The organism is Pseudoalteromonas sp. 2CM41L (assembly GCF_023161905.1).
GTDB lineage: Bacteria > Pseudomonadota > Gammaproteobacteria > Enterobacterales > Alteromonadaceae > Pseudoalteromonas > Pseudoalteromonas atlantica.
The window spans coordinates 20,173-45,888 of sequence record NZ_JALNTN010000002.1; the positions used below are offsets into that span (position 1 = coordinate 20,173).

The 25,716-nt window shown below is 45.2% G+C and carries 15 protein-coding genes; 12 read left to right on the forward strand and 3 right to left on the reverse strand.

Going from position 1 to position 25,716, the window contains the following annotated elements; genetic code table 11:
- A partial coding sequence (locus MTF64_RS02975) for an Ig-like domain-containing protein (RefSeq protein ID WP_282446959.1) occupies window positions 1-14,296 on the forward strand: 14,296 nt, incomplete at its 5' end.
- 157 nt (window positions 14,297-14,453) lie between these two features.
- Here MTF64_RS02975 and MTF64_RS02980 read toward each other — a convergent pair.
- From MTF64_RS02980 to flgA, 3 genes are all read right to left on the reverse strand, one after another.
- Window positions 14,454-14,885, reverse strand: a complete 432-nt coding sequence (locus tag MTF64_RS02980) for a flagellar protein FlgN (RefSeq protein ID WP_054982970.1) — start codon at window positions 14,883-14,885, stop codon at window positions 14,454-14,456.
- Entirely contained in the window at window positions 14,878-15,201 is a 324-nt protein-coding gene (gene flgM / locus MTF64_RS02985; RefSeq protein ID WP_004588011.1) for a flagellar biosynthesis anti-sigma factor FlgM, read from the reverse strand. Before flgM ends, MTF64_RS02980 begins: the two co-directional genes overlap by 8 nt.
- Before the next feature lie 76 nt (window positions 15,202-15,277).
- Window positions 15,278-15,985 (reverse strand): flagellar basal body P-ring formation chaperone FlgA, encoded by a 708-nt coding sequence (gene flgA / locus MTF64_RS02990; RefSeq protein WP_039972266.1) that lies wholly within the window; start codon window positions 15,983-15,985, stop codon window positions 15,278-15,280.
- Window positions 15,986-16,125: 140 nt separating this feature from the next.
- Between flgA and MTF64_RS02995 the strand changes: the two genes are divergently transcribed.
- The 11 genes from MTF64_RS02995 (at window position 16,126) to flgJ (ending at window position 25,716) form a co-directional block, all read left to right on the forward strand.
- Complete coding sequence (locus tag MTF64_RS02995) at window positions 16,126-17,058, forward strand: chemotaxis protein CheV (RefSeq protein WP_004588013.1); 933 nt, start codon at window positions 16,126-16,128, stop codon at window positions 17,056-17,058.
- Between the two features lie 21 nt (window positions 17,059-17,079).
- Window positions 17,080-17,910, forward strand: a complete 831-nt coding sequence (locus MTF64_RS03000; protein ID WP_004588014.1) for a protein-glutamate O-methyltransferase CheR — start codon at window positions 17,080-17,082, stop codon at window positions 17,908-17,910.
- Window positions 17,911-18,054: 144 nt separating this feature from the next.
- Entirely contained in the window at window positions 18,055-18,462 is a 408-nt protein-coding gene (gene flgB / locus MTF64_RS03005; protein WP_064386728.1) for a flagellar basal body rod protein FlgB, read from the forward strand.
- 5 nt (window positions 18,463-18,467) lie between these two features.
- Window positions 18,468-18,899 (forward strand): flagellar basal body rod protein FlgC, encoded by a 432-nt coding sequence (gene flgC / locus MTF64_RS03010; protein WP_004588016.1) that lies wholly within the window; start codon window positions 18,468-18,470, stop codon window positions 18,897-18,899.
- A 13-nt stretch (window positions 18,900-18,912) separates the two neighbouring features.
- Complete coding sequence (locus MTF64_RS03015; RefSeq protein WP_004588017.1) at window positions 18,913-19,593, forward strand: flagellar hook assembly protein FlgD; 681 nt, start codon at window positions 18,913-18,915, stop codon at window positions 19,591-19,593.
- 59 nt (window positions 19,594-19,652) lie between these two features.
- Window positions 19,653-21,023: a flagellar hook protein FlgE gene (gene flgE / locus MTF64_RS03020; protein ID WP_154945920.1), complete on the forward strand. Its 1,371-nt coding sequence runs from the start codon at window positions 19,653-19,655 to the stop codon at window positions 21,021-21,023.
- A 177-nt stretch (window positions 21,024-21,200) separates the two neighbouring features.
- Window positions 21,201-21,944 (forward strand): flagellar basal body rod protein FlgF, encoded by a 744-nt coding sequence (locus MTF64_RS03025; protein ID WP_024032339.1) that lies wholly within the window; start codon window positions 21,201-21,203, stop codon window positions 21,942-21,944.
- A gap of 21 nt (window positions 21,945-21,965) precedes the next feature.
- Window positions 21,966-22,754 (forward strand): flagellar basal-body rod protein FlgG, encoded by a 789-nt coding sequence (gene flgG / locus MTF64_RS03030; RefSeq protein WP_004588020.1) that lies wholly within the window; start codon window positions 21,966-21,968, stop codon window positions 22,752-22,754.
- Between the two features lie 20 nt (window positions 22,755-22,774).
- Window positions 22,775-23,458 (forward strand): flagellar basal body L-ring protein FlgH, encoded by a 684-nt coding sequence (gene flgH / locus MTF64_RS03035; protein ID WP_004588021.1) that lies wholly within the window; start codon window positions 22,775-22,777, stop codon window positions 23,456-23,458.
- Between the two features lie 11 nt (window positions 23,459-23,469).
- Complete coding sequence (locus MTF64_RS03040) at window positions 23,470-24,564, forward strand: flagellar basal body P-ring protein FlgI (protein WP_004588022.1); 1,095 nt, start codon at window positions 23,470-23,472, stop codon at window positions 24,562-24,564.
- A 135-nt stretch (window positions 24,565-24,699) separates the two neighbouring features.
- On the forward strand, window positions 24,700-25,716 hold the full coding sequence (flgJ, locus tag MTF64_RS03045) for a flagellar assembly peptidoglycan hydrolase FlgJ (protein WP_248450542.1): 1,017 nt from the start codon (window positions 24,700-24,702) through the stop codon (window positions 25,714-25,716).

Genomic DNA, 25,716 nt, shown 5'->3' on the forward strand with positions numbered 1-25,716 from the left:
GGGTGATACAAACGACACCACACCGACTATTTCAGGGTCTGCCACGGGCGAGCCAGAGGGCACCGTTGTTACGATCATCGTGACGGATGAAGCGGGTAACCCACAAACCATTACTACCGAAGTGCAAGCCGATGGCACCTTTAGTGTAGATGTACCCAATGAGCTAAGTGAAGGTGAATTTACCGTTGAGGTATCGGTAACTGATAATGCAGGTAATGAAACTACAGCAACCACCACAGGTGAAGTAGATACCGCAGCGCCCACAGTGTTAATTGACCCGGTGGGTGATACCAACGACACCACACCGACTATTTCAGGGTCTGCCACGGGCGAGACAGAGGGCACCGTTGTTACGATCACCGTGACGGATGAAGCGGGTAACCCTCAAACCATTACTACCGAAGTGCAAGCCGATGGTACCTTTAGTGTGGATGTACCGAATGAGCTAAGTGAAGGTGAATTTACCGTTGAGGTATCGGTAACCGATAACGCAGGTAATGAAACCACGGCCACTACCACAGGGGAGGTTGATACAACTGCGCCGGTTGTGAACATAAATGCGCTAGGTGATACAAGTGATACTACACCAACTCTATCAGGTACGGTAAGCGGGGAACCTACAGGCTCAACTGTTACTTTAACTGTAACGGACGCTAATGGTGCAGTGCAAACAATCACTGCACAAGTCATTGCAGATGGAAGTTGGACAGTAGAAGTACCCGTAGCTTTAGCTGAAGGTAGCTATACTGTTGATGCTACTATTAGCGATAGCGCTGGCAATGAAGGTACTGCAAGCGCCTCTGGTACTATTGATACAAGTGCGTTAACTATCACTATTGATGTGATTGGTGAAACCAACGATCAAACCCCACAAATAAGCGGTGATACATTTAATGCAGAAGTAGGTTCGTCTGTTGAAGTTCAGATCACAGACTCTACAGGTGCGACTATTACCTTAACTACGGTTGTTGATGCAAACGGACAGTGGAGTGTTACTCCGCCAGCCGATTTACCTGAGGGAAGTGTATCAATCAGTGCAACAGTAACTGATTTAGGCGGTGGTTCAGCCATAGCAGAACTTGATGCCGTAATTGATATTACGCCGCCAACCATACAAATTAACGATCTAGAAACTAGTAATGATACAACACCAATTATTGCTGGTAATACTACAGGCGTTGTATCTGGCACTGTAATAAGCTTGACTGTTACAGATTCACAAGGAGTTGTTCGCTCGTTTAATACGACAACGGATGCACAAGGGAATTGGAGTGTAGAGCTTTCTCAAGAGTTAGCTTCAGGGGATTATACAGTACAGGCTGAGGTTTCTGATGCTGCAGGCAATAGTGCTTTAGATACAGCAACCGGTAATATTGATACTGCGGGGCCAAGTTTAACCATTGATTTTGATGCTGTAACCAATGATACAACACCGACTATTTCAGGTACGAGTGATGCCGATGTAGGTACAACGATTACTGTAGTGATCACCGATGAAAACGGTGTTGAACAAACACTAACAACCACAGTAGATGCCAATGGAAGTTGGCAAGTAACCCCTCAAACAGACTTGAATGAAGGTGATAACACCATCGAAGTGAGCGTGTCTGATGAAGCAGGAAACACAACAACAGTAACCGATACAATTACTTTAGATACACAAGCACCCACATTAACCATGCAAACTGTGGGTGATGTAAATGACTTAACCCCGACATTACAAGGCACCAGTAACGAAATTGGCGGCACGGTCACACTCACCGTGACCGACAGTGACGGCGCTGTGCAAACCATTACCACCACCGTTGGTACGGATGGGCATTGGGATATTGAAGTGCCCAGTGCGCTGGCACAAGGTGACTTTACTGTAACGGCCAGTATTACTGATGCCGCCGGCAATGAGAGCACCGCCAACAGCAGTGGCAATGTTGATACCATTACCCCAGTCGTAACTGTGGATGCACTGGGACTTGGTAACGACAGTACGCCACTTATTAGTGGTACTTCAACTGAGCCAGAAGGCACAGTTGTAAACATTGTAATCACCGACAGTAATGGCGATGAAACACCGCTCACCGCCACCGTGGATGTCAACGGCAATTGGCAAGCAATCAGCCCAGAATTACCTGATGGCAGCTACAGTGTACAAGCCAGCATTACGGATGCGGCGGGCAATACAGGCGGCGCTACGCAATCGGGCACCCTTGATAGCCTTGCCCCGACACTGACACTTGATACTGTGGGTGCTACCAACGACAGCACGCCAACCATTAGTGGTACCACGAATGCACCAGCGGGCACGGTAATTAGCATCAGCGTTAGCGATGGCATTACCACCGAAACCTTTACAGCCACAGTCCAAGCGGGTGGCAGCTGGTCAGCCGATGTACCAAATGCACTGGTTGATGGTGAGCTCACCATTGAAGCCAGTGTGAGCGACAACGCCGGTAACACCACCACGGTTAGTGAAACAGCCACGCTGAACACCACCGCGCCAAGCATTAGCATTAATACCTTGGTTGATACCAACGACACCACGCCAACCATTAATGGGACAAGCGATGCAGCCGATGGCACCACCATTAGCTTAACGTTTGTAGACAGTTCAGGCGCTGAAACCACCACAACCACCACCGTAACCGGTGGCGTGTGGAGCGTTGATGCACCGAGTGAATTAGCTGAAGGTGAATACACAGTGACCGCAGAAGTAGACGATGGTCTGGGTAATATCGGCAGCGCCACAGAAACCGGTATTATTGACACCACTATGCCAGCGATTGAAGTGAATGAGCTAGTTGTTACCAATGATACAACCCCAACGATCACCGGCACCGCGAATGCACCGCAAGGCAGCACCGTAACGGTTGAAATCACCGATAGTAATAATGTGACCCATACGGTTACAACGACCCTTGGAGCTAATGGCACGTGGAGTGTGGCTGCCTCACAAGTAGTTGCTGAAGGCAGTTATACCGTAAGTGCAAGCGTAAGCGATGCAGCGGGTAACACAGCGACCGCCACAGGTACAGGGGAGGTTGATACCATTGCGCCAACACTTGATTTAACCAGCCCAGGTTCAAGTAACGATGTCACACCAACCCTAAGCGGCACCAGTGATGCGGTTGAAGGCACCGTGATCACCTTTACGGTTATCGATGATTTAGGAGCCCAGCAAACCTTTACCACCACCGTGGATGCGAGCGGCAACTTCTCAGTGGAAGTACCGACGGCACTTGCAGAAGGGCCGTACAGCATTGAGGCCAGCATTAGCGATGATGCAGGTAACAGCACTGATATCACCGGCAGCGGTAACATCGATACCACCGCGCCAAGTGTGAGTGTGGATGCACCAGCGCTCACCAACGACAGCACACCAACGGTTACGGGCACCAGTGATGCACCAAACAGCACCGTTACGGTGACCTTTACGGATGCGGCCAATACAGTTCAAACCATTGATGTACAAACCGATGCGAATGGTAATTGGAGTGCCACCCCAGCGACTGATTTAGCCGAAGGTAACTACAGTGTCAGTGCTAGCATCACGGATGCAGCGGGTAACACGGGCACAGGGACAGACAGCGGTGAAGTGGATGTAACTCCACCGGCTCTTGCCTTTACGCCAACCTTCGAGCTTGGTTTATTGGTTACCCTCAGTGGTACGTCTGACCTGCCAGCAGGCAGTGAAATCACCATCACCGAGCAACTTATTGGCGGGGGAGTCGGTGTAACTTACACCACCACAACCGATGCCAACGGTAATTGGTCTTTGGTGGGGCTTGATGTATCACTACTGGATGTAGGCTCTGTGATTGCCACAGCCACAGATGCAGCAGGGAACACACGCACAATAAGCTCAGATGACTTTGATAACACACCACCTACGCTCACAGTTGAGGTGGATGCACAAAGCAATAGCAATACACCTATAATCAGCGGTACAAGTGACGCAGGCGAAGGCGCACAAGTAACCATTGTGGTGACCGACAGTGGCGGTAACCCCCAAACCATTACCGCCCTTGTTGATGCCAACGGCGAGTGGAGCGCCACCCCAGCGACACCACTCAGTGAAGGTGAAAGCACAATTGAAGTGAGCGTACGCGACAGCGTAGGCAACGAAACCACCGTGATTGAAACCACGACTATCGACACGCAAGCGCCAACGCTTACGATACAAAATGTAGGCGATATAAACGATTTAACCCCTACACTGCAAGGCACCAGTAACGAAATTGGCGGCACGGTAACACTCACCGTGACCGACAGTGATGGCGTTGTGCAAACCATTACCACCACCGTTGGCACGGATGGGCATTGGGATATTGAAGTGCCCAGTGCGCTGGCACAAGGTGACTTTACTGTAACGGCCAGTATTACTGATGCCGCAGGCAATGAGAGCACCGCCAACAGCAGTGGCAATGTTGATACCATTACCCCGGTTGTAACCGTGGATGCACTGGGGCTTGGTAACGACAGCACCCCACTTATTAGCGGTACTTCAACTGAGCCAGAAGGCACAGTTGTTAACATTGTAATCACCGACAGTAATGGGGATGAAACACCGCTCACCGCCACCGTGGATGCCAACGGCAACTGGCAAGCAATCAGCCCAGAATTACCTGATGGCAGCTACAGTGTACAAGCCAGCATTACGGATGCGGCGGGCAATACAGGCGGCGCTACGCAATCGGGCACCCTTGATAGCCTTGCCCCGACACTGACACTCGATACTGTGGGTGCCACCAACGACAGCACGCCAACCATTAGTGGTACCACGAATGCACCAGCCGGCACGGTGATTAATATCAGCGTTAGCGATGGCATTACCACCGAAACCTTTACAGCCACAGTCCAAGCGGGTGGCAGCTGGTCAGCCGATGTACCAAATGCATTGGTTGATGGTGAGCTAACTATTGAAGCCAGCGTGAGCGACAACGCCGGTAACACCACCACAGTTAGTGAAACCGCCACGCTGAACACCACCGCGCCAAGCATTAGCATTAATACCTTGGTTGATACCAACGACACCACACCAACCATTAATGGGACAAGCGATGCAGCCGATGGCACCACCATTAGCTTAACGTTTGAAGACAGTGCAGGGAATATTACGACTGTTAATACCACCGTCACCGGTGGCGTATGGAGCGTTGATGCACCGAGTGAACTAGCTGAAGGTGAATACACAGTGACCGCAGAAGTAGACGATGGTCTGGGTAATATCGGCAGCGCCACAGAAACCGGTATTATTGACACCACTATGCCTGCGATTGAAGTGAATGAGTTAGTTGTTACCAATGATACAACCCCAACGATCACCGGCACCGCGAATGCTCCGCAAGGCAGCACCGTAACTGTAGAGATCACCGATAGTAATAATATGACCCATACGGTTACAACGACCCTAGGAGCTAATGGCACGTGGAGTGTGGCTGCCTCACAAGTAGTTGCTGAAGGCAGTTATACCGTAAGTGCAAGCGTAAGCGATGCAGCGGGTAACACAGCGACCGCCACAGGCGCAGGGGAGGTTGATACCATTGCGCCAACGCTTGATTTAACTAGCCCAGGTTCAAGTAACGATGTTACACCGACCCTAAGCGGCACCAGTGATGCGGTTGAAGGCACCGTGATCACCTTTACGGTTATCGATGATTTAGGAGCCCAGCAAACCTTTACCACCACCGTGGATGCGAGCGGCAATTTCTCAGTAGAAGTACCGACGGCACTTGCAGAAGGGCCGTACAGCATTGAGGCCAGCATTAGCGATGATGCAGGTAACAGCACTGATATTACCGGCAGCGGTAACATCGATACCACCGCGCCAAGTGTGAGTGTGGATGCACCAGTGCTCACCAACGACAGCACGCCAACGGTTACGGGCACCAGTGATGCACCAAACAGCACCGTCACGGTAACCTTTACCGATGCGGCCAATGCCGTACAAACTATTGATGTACAAACCGATGCGAATGGTAATTGGAGTGCCACCCCAGCGACTGATTTAGCCGAAGGTAACTACAGTGTCAGTGCTAGCATCACGGATGCAGCGGGTAACACGGGCACAGGGACAGACAGCGGTGAAGTGGATGTAACTCCACCGGCTCTTGCCTTTACGCCAACCTTCGAGCTTGGTTTATTGGTTACCCTCAGTGGTACGTCTGACCTACCAGCAGGCAGTGAAATCACCATCACCGAGCAACTCATTGGCGGGGGAGTGGGTGTAACTTACACCACCACAACCGATGCCAACGGTAATTGGTCTTTGGTGGGGCTTGATGTATCACTACTGGATGTAGGCTCTGTGATTGCCACAGCCACAGATGCAGCAGGGAACACACGCACAATCAGCTCAGATGACTTTGATAACACACCACCTACACTCACGGTTGAGGTGGATGCACAAAGCAATAGCAACACGCCTATAATCAGCGGCACAAGTGACGCAGGCGAAGGGGCACAAGTAACGATTGTGGTGACCGACAGTGACGGTAACCCACAAACCATTACCGCCCTTGTTGATGTCAACGGCGAGTGGAGCGCCACACCAGCGACACCACTCAGTGAAGGTGAAAGCACAATTGAAGTGAGCGTACGCGACAGCGTAGGCAACGAAACCACCGTGAGTGAAACCACCACCATCGATACACAAGCACCCACATTAACCATGCAAACCGTGGGTGATGTAAATGACTTAACCCCGACATTACAAGGCACCAGTAACGAAATTGGCGGCACGGTAACACTCACCGTGACCGACAGTGATGGCGTTGTGCAAACCATTACCACCACCGTTGGCACGGATGGGCATTGGGATATTGAAGTGCCCAGTGCGCTGGCACAAGGTGACTTTACTGTAACGGCCAGTATTACTGATGCCGCAGGCAATGAAAGTACCGCCAACAGCAGTGGCAATGTAGATACCATTACCCCAGTTGTAACTGTGGATGCACTGGGACTTGGTAACGACAGTACTCCACTTATTAGTGGTACTTCAACTGAGCCAGAAGGCACAGTTGTAAACATTGTAATTACCGACAGTAATGGCGATGAAACACCGCTCACCGCCACCGTGGATGTCAACGGCAATTGGCAAGCAATCAGCCCAGAATTACCTGATGGCAGCTACAGTGTACAAGCCAGCATTACGGATGCGGCGGGCAATACAGGAGGCGCTACGCAATCGGGCACCCTTGATAGCCTTGCCCCGACACTGACACTTGATACTGTAGGCGCTACCAACGACAGCACGCCAACCATTAGTGGTACCACGAATGCACCAGCGGGCACGGTAATTAGCATCAGCGTTAGCGATGGCATTACCACCGAAACCTTTACAGCCACAGTCCAAGCGGGTGGCAGCTGGTCAGCCGATGTACCAAATGCACTGGTTGATGGTGAGCTCACCATTGAAGCCAGTGTGAGCGACAACGCCGGTAACACCACCACGGTTAGTGAAACAGCCACGCTGAACACCACCGCGCCAAGCATTAGCATTAATGCCTTGGTTGATACCAACGACACCACGCCAACCATTAATGGTACAAGCGATGCAGCCGATGGCACCACCATTAGCTTAACGTTTGAAGATAGCGCGGGTAATATTACGACTGTTGATACCACCGTAACCGGTGGCGTATGGAGCGTTGCTGCACCAACTGAACTAGCTGAAGGTGAATACACGGTAACCGCAGAAGTAGACGATGGTCTGGGTAATATCGGCAGCGCGAGCGAAACCGGTGAGATTGATTTAACCCCACCGAGCCTTGTTATTACAGATAACGGCGTTAGCAACGACACAACACCAACGATCTCCGGCACAAGTGATGCGCCACAAGGCAGTGAAGTGACAATTATTGTGACAGACAATGCCGGTGCACAGCAAACCATTACCGCCATAGTGGGCGCAAGTGGTACATGGTCAGTGCCGGTTACAACAGCCCTTGCTGAGGGCAGTTATACCGTAAGTGCAAGCGTAAGCGATGCCGCGGGTAACACAGCGACCGCCACAGGTGCAGGGGAGGTTGATACCATTGCGCCAACGCTTGAGTTAACCAGCCCAGGTTCAAGTAACGATGTTACACCGACCCTAAGCGGCACCAGTGATGCGGTTGAAGGCACCGTGATCACCTTCACCGTTACAGATGACTTAGGGGTCGAGCAAACCTTTACGACGACCGTGGATGCCAGCGGCAACTTTTCAGTGGAAGTACCGACGGCACTTGCAGAAGGGCCTTACAGCATTGAGGCCAGTATTAGCGATGACGCAGGTAACAGCACTGATATCTCTGGCAGCGGTAACATCGATACCACCGCGCCAAGTGTGAGTGTGGATGCACCAGCGCTCACCAACGACAGCTCACCAACGGTTACGGGCACCAGTGATGCTCCAAACAGCACCGTTACGATAACCTTTACCGATGCAGCCAATGCCGTACAAACTATTGATGTACAAACTGATGCCAATGGTAATTGGAGTGCCACCCCAGCGACTGATTTAGCCGAAGGGAGTTACAGTGTGAGTGCGAGCATCACGGATGCAGCGGGCAACACGGGCACAGGGACAGACAGCGGCGAAGTGGATGTAACACCACCGACTTTAGAGATCATTCCTTCGTTTGCCCTAGGCAATTTAGTCTCTCTTTCTGGGGATTCTGATTTACCAGAAGGGTCAGTGATCACCATTACTGAGTATCTTGTTGGCGGTGCTGTAGGCGCTACCTACACTGCTACCACGAATGCTGATGGCACATGGGGACTTGCCAACATAACAGTACCTTTGCTTAGTCTTGCGTATGTTACTGCAACTGCAAGTGATGCAGCCGGTAATGTTGCGAGCGTCAACTCACTTAATTTTGATAATGAAGCACCTGCGCTCACTGTGACTGTTGATGCCTTATCGAACGATGCAACGCCTGTGATCTCTGGTGTTACTGATATGGTTCAAGGAACCGAGGTAGAACTAACCGTCGTAGATAGTGCAGGTCAAAGCCAGCAGCTTACGGCCATAGTTCAAGCTAATGGAAGTTGGTCTGTTGAAGTGCCAACCGAGTTAGCACAAGGGCAGTACACTGTTACCGCAGAGGTAAGAGACGATGTGGGTAATTTAACCACTGAGCAAGCACAAGGTGAAATAGACAGCATAGCACCTACTCTTAGCGTTAATCCTATCGACACTACAGCAGATACAACGCCAACCCTATCAGGCACCAGTGATGCCATAGGTGCTGATGTAATAATTAGCATTGATGGCCAAATCTTTTTTGCGGTAGTCGATGCTGATGGAAATTGGCAGGTAGAGGTACCAACTGCACTTACAGATGGTAACTATACGGCGCAAATTAATGTTGCTGACGACGCCAATAATATCACTAGCACAACAATCGACTTAACAATTGATACTCAGATACCAATAGTCGCATTGGACGACATAACCGTATTTAACACAGATACGCCAGTTATTAGTGGTACATCTGGTGAACCTACTGGCACAAATGTAGATATTGTTATTACAGATAGTAATGGTGATACGCATACGTTAGCTGCTACGGTTGATGCAAATGGTAATTGGCAAACAACAGCGCCTAATTTACCTGAAGGAAATTACAGTGTTGTTGTTAGTATTACCGACGATGCTAATAATACAGGTTCAGCGACTGGAACAGGGCTTGTTGATACTCAAGCACCAACCATTACCATTGACGCATTAGGTACAATTAATAGCAGCACGCCTAGTATTTCAGGTACATCTAATGAGGTTGAAGGTACTACAATTAATGTCACAATTACTGATGGTGATAGCACTGATACCTACACAACGACTGTGGGGGCAGGCGGGGCCTGGAGTGTTGATGTAACCACGCCATTAACTGATGGACAAGTGACAGTTTCAGCAAGCATTACTGATACTGCAGGTAACAGTAGTGAAGCAAATGCTACTGCCACGCTTAATACTAATGCACCTACCATTAATATAAACACCATTGTTGATACAAACGATCAAACACCTACGCTTTCTGGGTCAAGTAGTGCTGCAAATGGTACGTTAGTTACGGTTACTATTACCGATGTTAATAATGTCTCGCATACGGTTACAACAACTGTAACTGATAATACATGGAGTGTAGATGCAGCAAATATCCTTCCTGAGGGCACGTTTACTGTTTCAGCCAGTGTGACTGAAGGTGGCTTAACCAGCAGTGCAACAGATACAGGGCTGATAGATTTAACAGCCCCAGAATTGAATATTACACCGCTACTAACGAGTAATGATACAACGCCTACAATTTCAGGTACAAGTACAGCCCCACAGGGCGCCATAGTCGCTATTTTGATTACAGATAGCTTAGGCGCAGAGCAAACAGTTAATGCCACAGTAGGTGCAAATGGCACATGGTCAGTTGCAGCTCCTTTATCGCTTAGCGAAGGCACATATACTGTTACTGCATCAACAAGTGATACCGCGGGGAACCCTGTAAATACTAGCACTACCGGTGTGGTTGATATAACCGCACCAGTGGTTAGCATTAACGATATTGTAGGTAGTACAGATTTAACACCTAGCGTTTCTGGCAGTGTAACAGGTGCAGCCGTAGGAGATGTGGTTGCTGTGGTATTTACCGACTTCCAAGGTAATGCGCATACTGTCAATACAACGGTGCAAGCCGGTGGAACTTGGTCAGTAGAGGCAAGCAATAGTCTTTCGCAAGGGGCATATTCAGTAGAAGTATTTATTACTGATAATGCCGGAAATACAGGCAGCAATATCACTAACGCTAATATAGATACAATTGCGCCAGAAATTAGTATTGATCAAAGTTCATTAATACTTACCCAAGACAGCACGCCATTAATTAGTGGCACATCAAACGAGCCAAATACAAACGTTTTCGTTACGTTTACTGACTCAGCAGGCGCATCGCATCAAATTACCGTACAAACGGATGCTAATGGAGACTGGCAAGCCGCTGCAGACAACGTATTAGCAGAGGGGGTTTACAGTGTTTCGGCAACGATTACTGATAGCGCAGGAAATACCTCTGTTGATAGTAAAACAGGTGGCGAAGTAGATACAGTAGGGCCAGAGCTTACTATTGTGCCTTCGTTCGTATTAGGGCAGCTAGTATCTTTATCTGGTACTTCCGATTTAGGTGAAGGTAAAACAGTCACCGTTAATTTAGAACTAGCAGGTGATTTGGCTAACTTAACTTACGATGTAACCACTGATGCCAATGGTGACTGGGTGTTATTAGGCCTAGCGGTTAATATCATTGGCTTATCAGTTGTTGAAGCCTCTGCAACTGATGAAGCGGGTAACACCACCACTATTACGACGGCAGATGTAGATGCTTCAACGCCGTTACTTAATGCGGTAGTTGACTTTGTAGCTGGCGAGGGTGATTTACCAGTAATTAGCGGTACGACCGACCAAGCCCCAGGCACCGAAGTGCTAGTGAGAGTGGTAGATAGCGATAACATAGCACAAGATTTGGTTGCCATAGTGCAGGCAGATAATTCATGGCTTGTACAAGTTCCTCAATCACTTGCTGAGGGCGTGTTTACTGTAACTGTGAATGTATTAAGTGAAGTCGGGATCACAGCTACACAGCTGCTAAGCAGTGTAGTAGATACCATCTCACCAACGCTTAATTTGCAAGTGATTGGTACAACGTCAGATTCTACTCCAATTATTCAAGGGACCAGTGATTTAATTAATGGAGTGGTAGAGATTCAGCTGGACGGAGGCTCAGTACTAACAACAACAGTGAATGCAGCAGGGCTATTTTCACTGGAGGTTGATGCGCTGACTGAAGGGCAGCATGTTGCCAACGTGAGTATCACTGATGATGCCGGCAATGTAGTAACACAAACGCTCGAGTTTGTTGTTGATACGTTAGTGCCTGTGGTAGATATTTTACCGTTGAGCATCAGCAATACTGACATTCTAACTATTTCTGGTACTTCAGAGGAGGCTCCGGGCACAGACATTGATGTAACTGTGATAGATAGTAACGGCAACGCAACAGTATTTGATGCCCTTGTTGGTAGCGATGGCACGTGGTCGTTATTAACCACGAGCCTACCTGATGGTATATATAGTGTATTTGCAAGTATTACTGATGCTGCGGGTAATCTAGGCCAGTCTGCTACTGAGCAAGTGACGATTGATACCATACCGCCATCGTTAGAAATAGACGCTTTTGGTGTACTTAATACATTAACGCCTACTATTACTGGCACCAGTGACGAAGAAACCGGTAGCTTAATCACTGTTAATATTACCGACTCTACAAACACACTTTATGAAGTTACTACAACAGTATTAGGAGATGGCACGTGGCTTGTTGTTACACCTTTACTTGCTGAGGGCGATTTAACCGTCGAGGCTATTAGTATTGATAACGCAGGCAATATAGCAACGGTGACGCAAACGGGCGTTGTGAGCACCACTTTACCGAGTCTATTAATTAACCCAATAATAGATACAAGCGATACAACCCCTACTATTAGTGGTACTACCGATGTAATAAACGGTAATGTAGAAGTTGTTATTACAGATAGCAGTGGTAATGCAACAACCTATAACACTCAAGCTATTGCTGGTGTATGGACATTAATACCGACCATTCCATTAGCTGAAGGTGCATTTACGGTTGATGCGACAGTCGAAAACTTAAACCTTACAAGCTCTACAAGTCTTAATGGCATAGTTGACTTAACTCCGCCTACAATTGAAATTAATGAACTTGCAGTTACGAATAACTCACTGCCAACCATCTCAGGTACAAGTGATGCTCCGGCAGGTACAACCATAAGCGTAGTACTTACTGATGCTAATAGTGATTCGCAAACATTAACTGCGCAAGTGGCAGGTAACGGAACTTGGTCAGTCACAGCTGTTACGCCGCTTAGTGAAGGCGGTTTTAGTGCTACTGCAACAGTGAGTGATGCTGCAGGAAACTCATCAAGCGATACCATGGTTTCAAGTACTGATTACACAGCACCTATTGTATTTATAGACCCTATTGCAGTAGGCCAAGATCCCACACCGACTATTACAGGCTCGGTAACCGGAAGTTTTGCTGGAGCTGCAGTTATGGTGATGTTTACTGACGCACTAGGTGAAACACACAATGTTTCAACAACAGTAAACACAGACGGGTCGTGGAGTGTTACAGCTTCGCAGCCTCTTAGTGAAGGGAACTACAGTGTTGATGTAAGCGTACTTGATAATGCAGGTAATATTGGCGAGCAATCTATAAGCAGCATAGTTGATTCAGGCATAGTAATTAACTCTGGTTTAGAATTAACAGCCGATAGCACACCTAAGATCACCGGTACCGCAGGAGCAAATGAAGATATTACCGTAAGCTTTATAGATGAAAGCGGTACTGTTGTAACCAAGGATACAACAGCGGGTGAGACAGGTGTATGGAGCGTATCACCAGACAATGCTTTACTCGATGGGGCATACACTGTAACGGCTACCGCTACTGATGAATCTGGAAATGTTACTTCAAGTGGAGGCTTATCTGGGTTAGTGATTGACTCAACGCCGGTAGACTTCGAAGTGTCTAACTATTACTGGGGCTTACTAGGAATAGGTTTAACTGCAGAAGGCACAGTAGAAGAAGGAAATAGTGTATATGTTGTAGGAGCAAACTTACTTGGCCTTGAGGTGTTAAACCTAAACTTAAATGTGCTAGAAAGCGCTATGGAAATTCAACCTGATGAGAATGGAAATTGGAGTTCATTATTATCAGTTCTTGATTTAGGTTCTTGGTCTGATTATCGCTTTATCACAGTTGATGAAGCCGGTAATTATTTAATTAAGGATATTAATGACAATATTATTGACCAAGGAAACGACCCACAACTTGCTAGCGCAGGAAGCAGTGCAAGTGTCACCGATACAACATTTGGCTTAGAAGGGGCCGCTGAGCCGTTTAGCGAAGAAGCAGCATTAGGCGCTACTATGCCAAATGAAGCAGTAACCAGCGATGCTTTAGGAGAAACGGTTAATTTAAGTAATGTAAGTGCTTTATCGAGTACAGAGCAAACGGTGTCAATGAGCTCTACAGAGACCCTTAATATCAATGATGTAATTATTGACGAAGACACCGAGCAACTCGTTGCTCTTAATACTTTGATTGACGATGAAGGCTCTGCAATTGCTTATAGCCCTGCACAAAGTGGAGGAAGTGTTGATGAGGCAGCGCCAGCGGTTGATGTTCAAAATCAATCAGAGGAAATGATTAAACACTTAATTGAAAATGGTAATAATCAAACAGATATTTAAATCAGTAACCCACTTCAGTTAAATAGCTGAAGTGGGTTTCTAAAACTCACTTAATCAAAAGTGTGGTTATTATTTTGTGCTAAGTAGTAAACCTAAAAAAGCCCTTATTGAGACTTCAATAAGGGCTTTTTTAATAAATTAGGATAGATAAAAGCAGTTAAGCTTTTAGGTTACGAACCAGCTTGCTGTCAGTATTAACCACACTACCGCCTTGGTCGTAAGTCATACTGGTTGGGGCGCCAATTAAAATATCTTTTAATTGTTTTACACTTAAGTGTGCTTGGCGGGCAGCATGTGAGTTTACTTTATTTTGTTTTTGGCACTGCGCTAACTGCGCTTTAACTTGCGCTACTCGTTCAGTCACTTCAGGGGCATTTTCATCATTTGCAGCAAAAAGTTTATTCAACTCTTTATCGAGCTGCGTAAGCTTAGTTAAAAAAGACATTTTTTGTTGGGCAAGTTCTTTTAAACCTTCACCTCTGCGAGAGGCAATAATACTAAGCTCTTCGTTTAATAACGCATATAATGAATCCAAGCATTTAACTTGTTCATTTAATTTAACGCTAATTAAACTATTGTGATCAGCCATATACGTTAAACTCAAAATCAGCTAAGTTTTTAGTCAGCTTTTCAGCATCAATTTGGTATTTACCTTCGGTAATCGCTTTTTTAAGTTCAGCGACCTTTTCACTATCAAAGCCAGATGATTGCTGTGCTTTATCTTGCAGGGTTTTTAACTGCTGTGCTTGTGGCGTCAGGCTCACTGAATCGCTCGCCGCTTTAGGCGAAGGAGTCTGTGTTGTTTGTGTACTTGCAGCGTTATCTTTTTTAATATCAACTTGTTGCTGTTTAGCGTTTGTAAGCGCATTAGCTTGTTGATTACTGCCATTAACTTGATTAACCATAATAATAAACCTGTATATTACCCAACTTATGCCAAGTTATCGGCATATACATAGGATACTTTAGTATAAATCGAAATTAAATATTTACTTGCACAGACTCTACACCATCTACGCGTGCATTCAAAATTTTACCGGATTTTTTATTCTTGATCTGTACTTGCTCACCAAGGGTGCCATCTTCAAGTGCTATCCCCGTGGTTTTTATTCTAAGTCCTTTAATACTCGCATAAATATTAACAGCGTCGCCTTTGCAAACCATACAAATTTGGTTAAGCAAAACCGGCATACCGCTTCTTATATTTCGCTTACTGCGGCTGCCAATAAGCATTAAAGGGTCATCTAAGTATTGTACCCTAACAAACTGCGAAGGCTTCATTTGTACGCTTAAATGAGACTTAGTAATAACTTCACCACGGGCTAGATTTGCCGTGGCAACCACAACGGGCGCCATTTTAACGATTCTTACATGGACATATTGAGTCCAGCTTTGCGCATCGTTACATTTTATTTGTACAGTCACCTGGCGTGTAAATGGCGGCTCATTTGGCACGACTAGTTCTGGCTCGTTTTCGCATACTCTATCAGGAATGCGGCTATCGAGGGCAAGCGCGGTAATCTCCACATTTTTTTCAAGTGGCACGGTAACTTGCTCTGCAATATGAGAAATTGCTATTTCTTGTAATAAATCTTTACTAAACACTTTTGCATGCAAAGGTGTTGCTAAGCAGAGGCTAGCAAGAAAATAAAAAACACTGTATCTTCTGACTTTTTTTAACAAACTCATAATGTTTCGACTATGCTTATGGTTTCAAACAGGGTATAAATATTTTGCGTCAAAAAGTAGACGCTCCCGCGATGTTATGTAGCTTTATAAACAGAAAGCAATTATCGTTCCGCATTATTTGTTTTCTTTAGGAGATTTGAATGGCAGGCATTTTAGACTCAGTAAACCAACGCACCCAGTTGGTTGGGCAGAACCGCCTAGAATTACTATTATTTAAGCTCAGAGGGCGTCAGCGTTTTGGGATCAATGTATTTAAAGTAAGAGAAGTACTGCAATGTCCTCCTTTAACGAGTATGCCTAAATCAAATGCATACATTCGGGGTGTGGCTCATATTCGTGGTCAAACTATTTCAGTTATCGACTTATCAATGGCCGTAGGCGGCCGACCTATTGAAAATGTTAAAGACAGCTTCATTATAATTGCAGAATACAATCGTTCAGTGCAGGGCTTTTTAGTTGGCGGCGTTGAGCGAATCGTTAATATGAACTGGGAAAAAATAATGCCACCTCCGTCGGGAGCAGGGCGTTACTCTTATTTAACGGCTGTTACCGAGATTGAAAACGAATTGGTCGAAATTCTCGATGTAGAAAAAATCTTAAACGAAATTTGTCCAGTAAATACCGAAGTTAGTGCCGACCTTGCCGCCGATAGTGCAATACAAAAAGACTTAGGCGAGCGCATTGTATTTATTGCCGACGATTCAGCTGTTGCACGTAACCAAGTAAAAAGAGCACTTGAGCCACTTGGCGTGCAAACTGAGCTTGCAAAAAATGGTAAAGAGGCTTTAGTTAGGCTTAAAGAAATAGCCGAGCTTGATTGTAAAAATGATATTACTGAGCGTGTAGGTTTACTTATCTCTGATGTTGAAATGCCTGAAATGGACGGCTATACATTAACAGCAGAAATTAAAGCAGATCCAAAATTAGCGCCTCTACATGTTATTTTACACACTTCTTTGAGCGGGGTGTTTAATCAGGCGATGATCGAAAAAGTAGGCGCGGATGACTTTATAGCAAAATTTAACCCTGATGAATTGGCAACAGCAGTTAAAAAATGGGTTCATTGCGACTAAACAACAATAGGTGTTATTAATTTGAATAATAAAGATTTGCAGCAAAGTGACTACGATCAGTTTCGCTCATTTTTAGAGCAGCAATGTGGTATTGTGCTAGGCGAAAACAAGCAGTATTTAGTAAAAAGTAGGCTTGCGCCGCTTATGGCTCGTTTTAATGTTGAATCTTTATCACAATTAGTGAGTAAAACGCTTGGCCCTCATGAGCGGCAACTTAGAGCCGCTGTAGTTGATGCCATGACCACTAACGAAACCTTGTGGTTTAGGGATCAATACCCATTTGAGCTTTTAAAAAATAAATTGTTTCCAGAGTTTAAAGACGCCCGCCGACCATTAAAAATTTGGTCAGCGGCCAGCTCTTCAGGCCAAGAACCATACTCTATTGCCATGTCTGTTGCTGAGTTTCAGGCCAAGCAACCGGGCGTGTTGCGTATGGGGGCTCAAATTATTGGTACTGATATTTCTAACACAATGCTCGATATGTGTAAAAACGCTGAATATGATGCGTTGGCATTAGCGCGAGGCCTATCAGCAGAGCGCCGTAAAAAGTACTTTATGGATAGCGGCAACGGTATGGCAAAAGTTGTCGACTCAGTTAGAAAACAGGTGAGCTTTAGACATTTAAACTTGCTTGATTCTTACGCCTTAATGGGGAAGTTTGATATTATTTTTTGCCGCAATGTCCTTATATATTTTTCACCAGAGGTTAAAGCAAAAATAATTGGTCAGTTTGCCCAAGCACTAAACCCAAAAGGGTATTTATTTTTGGGTGCGTCGGAGTCGATGACGGGCTTAAGTAATGAGTTTGATATGGTTCGTTGTAACCCTGGAATCATCTACCAAAAAAAATAATCCTATCATTTTGTTATTAAAAAACGACGTTCTTAGCGTCGTTTTTTTATTTAATAACAACCCTCTATAAAAAAATAACGTAACTAAAAACTACTGGCTTATAAATTGCTTTAACTTAAGCAAGTCAATTTTTTGGAGAACGTTATGGCTATCAGTTTTGATAAAGCATTAGGTGTGCACCCGCATGCAATGTTGATCCGCTCACAGCGGGCAGAAGTACTTGCCACAAATATAGCGAATGCTGATACGCCTGGCTATAAAGCAAAAGATATCGACTTTGCCTCAGCATTAAAAGCGGCAAGGTCAACTCAGCAAAGCGGCAATAGCATGGTTACTACCAATGAAAAACACATCGCTGGCGGTACTCGAAGTGCAGGTGGTTCTGAATTATTTCGTACTCCAAATCAAGGAGATACAGGCGATGGTAACTCAGTTGATATACAGGTGGAACGAAACTTGTATACACAGAATGCGATGGAGTATCAGGCAAGCCTGCAATTTTTAAGTAGTAAATTTAAGGGCCTGAATAAAGCGCTCGGTAGTCAAGGATAATAATTATGAGTTTATATAACGTTTTTGATATTTCAGGCAGTGGTATGAGTGCGCAAAATGTTCGCTTAAATACCACCGCGAGTAATATTTCGAATGCTAATACAATTAGTTCATCCCAAGACAAAACTTACCGAGCACGCCAACCTGTATTTGCTGCCGAGCTGACAAAAGCGTCTGCCTCAGCCAGCAACCCTCAGGGCTCCGCTGTTGGTGTTAAAGTGCTGGGAATTGTTGAGAGTAACAAACCACTACAAATTGAATATAACCCTAATCACCCAAGTGCGGATGAAAATGGCTATATCTATAAACCCAACGTTAATGTTGTTGAGGAGATGGCAAATATGATCTCTGCTTCTCGCTCTTATCAAACAAACGTGCAAGTTGCCGATGCAGCTAAGCAAATGTTAAGCAAAACGCTGTTACTTGGGCAGCGATAACCGAGGGTAGGTTATGAGTAACGATATTAGTACTAGTTCATCTTTTTTGGACTCTATAACTTGGCAAGAGACCCAAGTAGCGACAACCACTGAAGAGAGCGATGCATTAACGCAGGAAGATTTTTTCTCGTTGCTAACTCAGCAGCTATCGTATCAAGATCCGAGTAATCCGGCTGATAACGATCAGATGATTGCGCAAATGACTAATTTTACCATGGCGCAAGGCATCACAGATTTAAACACAAATTTTGAGTCACTTGCCTCGTCAATGACCTCAAACTCTGCCTTACAAGCATCAACGCTGGTTGGTAAGCAAGCGCTTTTAGAATCTAATACGCTTGAGCTTGGCGAAAGCGGAGAGGCAAAAGGGTCTGCGGTTGCTGAAGAAGCCGTTGATAATTTAACAATTAAAGTTACAGATGCCTCTGGGCAACTGGTTAGAACTATCGATATGGGTTCGCAAGCAGCGGGTGCAGTGCGCTTTAGCTGGGATGGTAATAATGAATCCGGTGAGCGCCTACCAGAGGGTGAATACACCATTACTGCAGAGGGCAGTACCAACGGCGAGTTTTCAAGCTTACCGGTGGCAACATTCAAAAACATTGAAAGCGTTAATATCAATGGCTCTAGTGGCATTATTATTAACACTAAAGAGGGTGCGGTTAGGTTGACTGATGTCGCAGAGATCGCATAACCAATTAAAAAGTATTTCGCCTGCTAGCAGGCTATTAGATTAAAAGTTAGAGGTGAATTATGAGCTTTAATATTGCACTTACAGGCCTAGCTGCCGCTCAAAAAGACTTAGACGTAACAGCAAATAATATTGCTAACGTAAATACCACTGGTTTTAAAGAATCGCGGGCTGAATTTGCTGATGTATATGCTGCATCTGTGTTTAGTGCAGGTAAAACCAAAAATGGTGATGGTGTGCAAACAACCATGGTTGCACAGCAATTTCATCAAGGCTCACTGCAATTTACTAACAACTCGTTAGATTTAGCGATTACCGGCGAAGGGTATTTTGCAATGACTGATGATATTTCGTCGCAAGATTTAACTTACACTCGTGCAGGTGCATTTAAGCTTAACCAAGATAACTTTATGGTTGACGCCAAAGGTAATTACTTACAAGCTTTTCCGGTTGATGCATCAAGTGGGGACACCACATCGGTAAGTCTAAGTACAACTAACCCAATTCAAATTCCTGATTCATCTGGTTCGCCTCGCGCAACCGAAAACGTATTTTTATCGTTCAACTTAGATGCAACAGCTGATGCAACAGGCCTCGATTTTGATCCGACATCGAACGGTACCTATAATTCGTCGACGTCTACTACTGTTTACGACTCATTAGGTGAACCACATATTCTGCAATACTTTTTTGTAAAAGAAGAAGATGCAGCTGCAGGTGGTACAGACAATAGCTGGGAAGTATACGCTACGCTTGATGGTAAAGTGGTAAACGGTACATCTGGTGCAGAGCAAACAACTACACCATATACACCTATTACCACTCTTGGTTTTGATTCTAGCGGTTTACCCGCCACAACAGATGGTGTAGCAAATACTAACGCCACCACGTTTGATGAAATTAATTTACCGGCAGGTGCAGGTACTGGTTTATCGTCAATGCTTGATAACGGCGCAACATTCCCAAGTACAGGTATTGAGCTAAACTGGCGTGATGAAAACAACACAGCTGGCCGTATTCCAACTCAGTACTCAAGTGGCTTTGAAGTAAAAGCACTCGACCAAGATGGTTCTACAGTGGGTCGTTTAGCGGGCATTGATATTGGCACAGACGGTAAAATTGTTGCCTCATACAGCAATGGCGATTCAACCTACTTAGGCCAAGTTGCTATGGTTCGCTTTCCAAACTCTCAAGGCCTTTCGCAAGTAGGCGATACCAGCTGGAAGCAAAGCATTGACTCTGGTGAGCCAGTGGCCGGTGAAGCAGGCTCGGGCACTTTTGGTAGTATTAATTCATCCGCGCTTGAGCAATCTAATACCAACTTAACAAACGAATTAGTTGATTTGATTACCGCTCAACGTAACTACCAAGCGAACTCAAGAGCGCTTGAAGTTAACTCAACAATTCAGCAAAGTATTTTGCAGATTAGATAAGTTAACCTTATTTTTTTGTTAAGATTTTAAGGCTGCATTTTTGCAGCCTTTTTTGTAGCTATGTCGCTAAAATTAGCCTAGCTGAACCGTTCAATACCTTCTTTATACTGCGTCAAATTTAACCTGGCATCTATTTTGCATTTATCAGATCAGAGATTTTTTATGTGAGTCGATGTTATGGACAAAATGGTCTACATTGCAGCCTCTGGCGCTAAGCAAAGCCTACAAGGGCTTGCACTTAAAGCCAATAATTTGGCAAACGCAAACACCACAGGCTTTAAAGCTGACTTTGCGCAAGCGCGCTCTATGCAAGCATTTGGCGAGGGCTTGCCAACGCGCGTGTTTTCAATGCAAGAGCGACCAGGTTCTAACATGACCTCTGGCGGCATAATCGAAACAGGTCGTGATTTAGATATTGCCATGAGCGATAACGCCTGGCTTGCGGTTCAAGATGACTCAGGAAACGAAGCCTATACAAAAGTAGGCACGCTAAACATTACTGCGCAGGGTATGTTGGTAACAAGTCATGGTCGTCAAGTTATTGGCGAAGGTGGCCCCGTAATTTTACCGGTTCCTATAGAAAAAATAAGTTTTAGTGAAGATGGCGCCATACAGGTTCGCCCCCAAGGCGCGCCTGCAAATTTTTTAGAAGAAGTAGACACGCTGCGCGTTGTTGAAGGAAACAGCAGAGAGCTTGAAAAAGGCAACGATGGTTTATTTAGACCTGTAGCAGGGCAAACCGTCGATACCTCTGCAAATGTAAAAGTGTTAAGTGGTGCACTGGAAATGTCTAACGTTAATCCAGTTCACGAAATGGTCGATATGATCAACCACCAACGTCAATTTGAGTTACAAGTAAAACTAATGAAAACAGCTGAAGAGATTGACGAACGTCAAGATCAGTTGATGCGCATAGTTTAACTTTAAAATGAGGGCATACTTATGAATCCTGCATTGTGGATAAGTAAAACAGGGCTAGACGCTCAACAAACTGATATTTCAGTTATTTCAAATAACTTGGCGAACGCCAGTACCGTAGGTTACAAAAAAAGCCGCGCTATTTTTGAAGATTTACTGTATCAAAACATCAACCAGCCTGGCGGGCGTTCTTCACAAGATACCGAGCTGCCATCTGGCCTAATGCTAGGTGCGGGTGCAAAAGTGGTTGCTAACCAAAAAGAGTTTACGCAAGGTAATATGCTCACCACCGAAAACTCACTCGATTGGATGATCTCAGGCGAAGGTTTTTTTGAAGTGCTACAACCCGATGGCAATATTGCGTATTCGCGTAATGGGCAATTTACTACCGATGAAGACGGCCGCATTGTTACCTCTGGTGCGGGTTTTGTTGTTCAGCCCGAAATGAATGTACCCGATGATGCGCAATCAATTACAGTTTCTCAAGATGGTGAAGTATCTGTACGCGTTGCAGGGCAAGCCGATAACGTGGTGATTGGCCAGCTAACAATTAGTGACTTTATTAATCCATCGGGTCTTGAGCCAATTGGTCAAAACCTTTACACCGAAACCGCTGTTAGTGGGGCGCCTGTTCAAGGTAATCCAGGCGTAGAAGGCTTAGGAACTATTATTCAAGGCTCGCTTGAAACATCAAACGTTAATGTAACGGAAGAATTGGTTAACCTTATCGAAACTCAACGTGTTTACGAAATGAACTCAAAAGTAATCTCGGCCGTTGACGAAATGATGAGCTACATCAATCAACAGTTATAATCGTGCACAAGGGGATAGTTATGCGTAATGTTATTTTATTTGCAGCAGGCACCTTATTTTTAAGTGGCTGTGTTTCTACGCAAAATAGTGAAGTGGTTCAAGATGACCCCTACTACGCACCCATGTACCCAGAACCTGTAGCAGAGCCTGTTGTTGCAACGGGTTCGTTGTTTAACACCAATACATTTAATGATTTGTATTCAGACAAAAAAGCACTTAGAACCGGCGATATAATTACCGTTAAGCTTGAAGAGTCAACACAAGCTACAAAAGCCGCTAAAACCGAAACCGATAAAGAAACCGAAGCCAGCCTAGACCCCGTTATTGGATTAGGTGGTTTACCAGTAAATATAGGTGGCGACAGTATTCAGTTTGGCATTGGTAGTGATTCATCATTTACTGGTGACTCTAAATCAAATCAGTCAAACAGCTTAGTGGGCGACATCTCGGTGAATGTTATGCGTGTTTTACCCAATGGTAACTTAGTTATTCGTGGTGAAAAATGGCTAACACTTAACACCGGCGAAGAGTTTATTAGGCTCGAAGGCCTTGTACGTCCGCAAGATGTAAGCGCCGATAACACGGTTGAGTCGAATAGAATTGCTAATGCCCGAATTCAATATTCAGGTAAAGGACAAACACAAGAAGCGCAAAGCCCAGGGTGGTTAACACGTTTCTTTAGTAGCTCGTTATTTCCGTTTTAGAGGATAGTAGTATGAATAGCATTAAAGCGTTTATTTTGATCATACTGCTAGGCTGGCAATTTTCTGCCAGCGCCGAGCGTATAAAAGATGTCTCTATGGTTGAAGGCGTACGTGCTAACCAATTGGTTGGCTATGGTTTAGTGGTGGGGCTACCTGGTACAGGGGAGCAAAACTCTTACACGCAACAAAGTTTTAGAGGCATGCTAAACAGTTTTGGAATTACGCTGCCTTCAACACAAAGTCCTAAAATTAAAAACGTAGCAGCAGTGGCAGTCCACGCTGAGCTTCCGCCGTTTAGAAAGCCGGGTCAAACAATTGATATTACGGTATCTTCTATTGGCAGTGCAGGCAGTTTACGTGGCGGCACCTTGCTCCAAACTTTCTTAAAAGGGGTGGATGGAAACGTATACGCCATAGCACAAGGTAGCCTAATTGTGGGTGGTTTAGGAGCACAAGGGCTTGATGGCAGTAAAGTGGTCATTAATACCCCGACAGTTGGCCGCGTACCTAACGGAGCCACTGTTGAACGCGAAGTTAAAAGCCCTTTTATGCAAGGCGACTACATTACTTTTAACTTAAACCGCCCTGACTTTACAACGGCAAAACGTTTAGAAGCAACAATTAACAATTTGGTAGGCCCTAATAGTGCACAAGCTATTGACGCTGCCTCAGTACGCGTTATTGCGCCACGTGATGCATCGCAACGAGTGTCTTATTTATCAACGCTTGAAAACCTAGAGTTTAAGCCTGCTGATACCTCAGCCAAAATTATTGTTAATTCACGTACGGGAACGATTGTCATTGGCAAAAATGTGAAGCTACAGCCTGCGGCAATAACCCATGGCGGCCTAACAGTCACAATTGCTGAACAGCAAAATGTAACGCAGCCTAATCCGTTAGCAGAAGGCGAAACTGTTGTTACACAGCAAAGTATTATTGACGTTAATCAAGATGATTCTCGTGCGTTTGTTTTTAACCCCGGCGTTAGCTTAGATGACTTAGTGCGTGCTATAAATGAAGTAGGCGCAGCACCTGGAGACCTAATGGCTATTTTAGAAGCGCTTAAAGAAGCGGGTGCAATTAACGGACAGCTTGTTGTTATTTAGTTAGATTTTAGAATATTTACCCTTCCACATAAAGCTTAAGTACTCAAAAGGTACTTAAGCTTTTTACTGTTTACCTTTCTTTGGCTCAATTTTTGCATTTCTTAAAGCATTATTCATTTTTGTGTCAAAAAGCTGATGGAAACAAATCACCTCGATAAGCAAAACTTTTTTGATTTAAGTAATCTTAATACTTTACGTCAAGACGCTTTAAACAGCGGTGATGCATCTACTGATGCGTCTAAAGCGGCGCTAAAAAAAGCAGCGGCACAATTTGAAGCTATTTTTACACAAATGCTTCTAAAAGGGATGCGTAAAGCCAACGAAGCATTTGAAGATGAAGACAGCCCGTTTAACTCTAGCGGCGTAAAGTTTTTTGAAGAAATGCACGATCAGCAGCTCTCTTCTGAGCTTTCATCAAATGGGTCTTTGGGTTTGGCTGATTTAATTGTGCAGCAGCTTTCTCCAGAGGCTGAGAACTTTATGCCTGGCTCAGTATTAAGAACTACTAACGACTTTATGAGTGATAAACGCGCAGGCTCTGAACTGCCGCACGAAAAGGTGCACAGTGTAAAGCAAGCAAATAAAGATGACTTAGTAGTCAGCAGTGCGGCAACACAAACTAAAACCACAACACAGCCTACACAGCAGTCGTCATTTGATAATGCTGAAGAGTTTGTTAGTGCAGTGTGGGAGCATGCTAAAACAGCGGCCGAAAAAATTGGTTTAAACCCTGCAGTAATGGTGGCCCAAGCGGCACTTGAGACGGGTTGGGGTAAGCATATTATTAATAAAAGCGACGGGAATAGCTCAAATAACCTGTTCAATATTAAATCAGATAAAAGCTGGGAAGGCGATAAAGCAAGTAAAGTAACGCTTGAATTTGAGCAAGGTACCCCTGTTAAAAAGCAAGCAAGTTTTAGAGCTTACGATTCTATAAAAGAAAGCGTGAACGACTTTGTCGATTTTTTAACGCAAAACCCACGCTACGAAGAAGCATTACAAAAAACAGCACAGCCAAACGAATTTTTAGATTCGCTACAAAAAGCAGGCTATGCAACCGATCCTAATTACGCGAGTAAAATAAAAAAAGTGCTAAATAGCAGTGAGCTTAAAAATATTGCAACAAGCGCGTTTACCCAAGGAGTGAAGTAA

Excerpts from the sequence above, each read along its gene's own strand:
- MTF64_RS02980 (WP_054982970.1), bottom strand. The coding sequence starts at position 14,885 with ATGGCTGATCACAATAGTTTAATTAGCGTTAAATTAAATGAACAAGTT.
- flgM (WP_004588011.1), bottom strand. The coding sequence starts at position 15,201 with ATGGTTAATCAAGTTAATGGCAGTAATCAACAAGCTAATGCGCTTACA.
- flgA (WP_039972266.1), bottom strand. The coding sequence starts at position 15,985 with ATGAGTTTGTTAAAAAAAGTCAGAAGATACAGTGTTTTTTATTTTCTT.
- MTF64_RS02995 (WP_004588013.1), top strand. The coding sequence starts at position 16,126 with ATGGCAGGCATTTTAGACTCAGTAAACCAACGCACCCAGTTGGTTGGG.
- flgB (WP_064386728.1), top strand. The coding sequence starts at position 18,055 with ATGGCTATCAGTTTTGATAAAGCATTAGGTGTGCACCCGCATGCAATG.
- flgC (WP_004588016.1), top strand. The coding sequence starts at position 18,468 with ATGAGTTTATATAACGTTTTTGATATTTCAGGCAGTGGTATGAGTGCG.
- MTF64_RS03015 (WP_004588017.1), top strand. The coding sequence starts at position 18,913 with ATGAGTAACGATATTAGTACTAGTTCATCTTTTTTGGACTCTATAACT.
- flgE (WP_154945920.1), top strand. The coding sequence starts at position 19,653 with ATGAGCTTTAATATTGCACTTACAGGCCTAGCTGCCGCTCAAAAAGAC.
- MTF64_RS03025 (WP_024032339.1), top strand. The coding sequence starts at position 21,201 with ATGGACAAAATGGTCTACATTGCAGCCTCTGGCGCTAAGCAAAGCCTA.
- flgG (WP_004588020.1), top strand. The coding sequence starts at position 21,966 with ATGAATCCTGCATTGTGGATAAGTAAAACAGGGCTAGACGCTCAACAA.
- flgH (WP_004588021.1), top strand. The coding sequence starts at position 22,775 with ATGCGTAATGTTATTTTATTTGCAGCAGGCACCTTATTTTTAAGTGGC.
- MTF64_RS03040 (WP_004588022.1), top strand. The coding sequence starts at position 23,470 with ATGAATAGCATTAAAGCGTTTATTTTGATCATACTGCTAGGCTGGCAA.
- flgJ (WP_248450542.1), top strand. The coding sequence starts at position 24,700 with ATGGAAACAAATCACCTCGATAAGCAAAACTTTTTTGATTTAAGTAAT.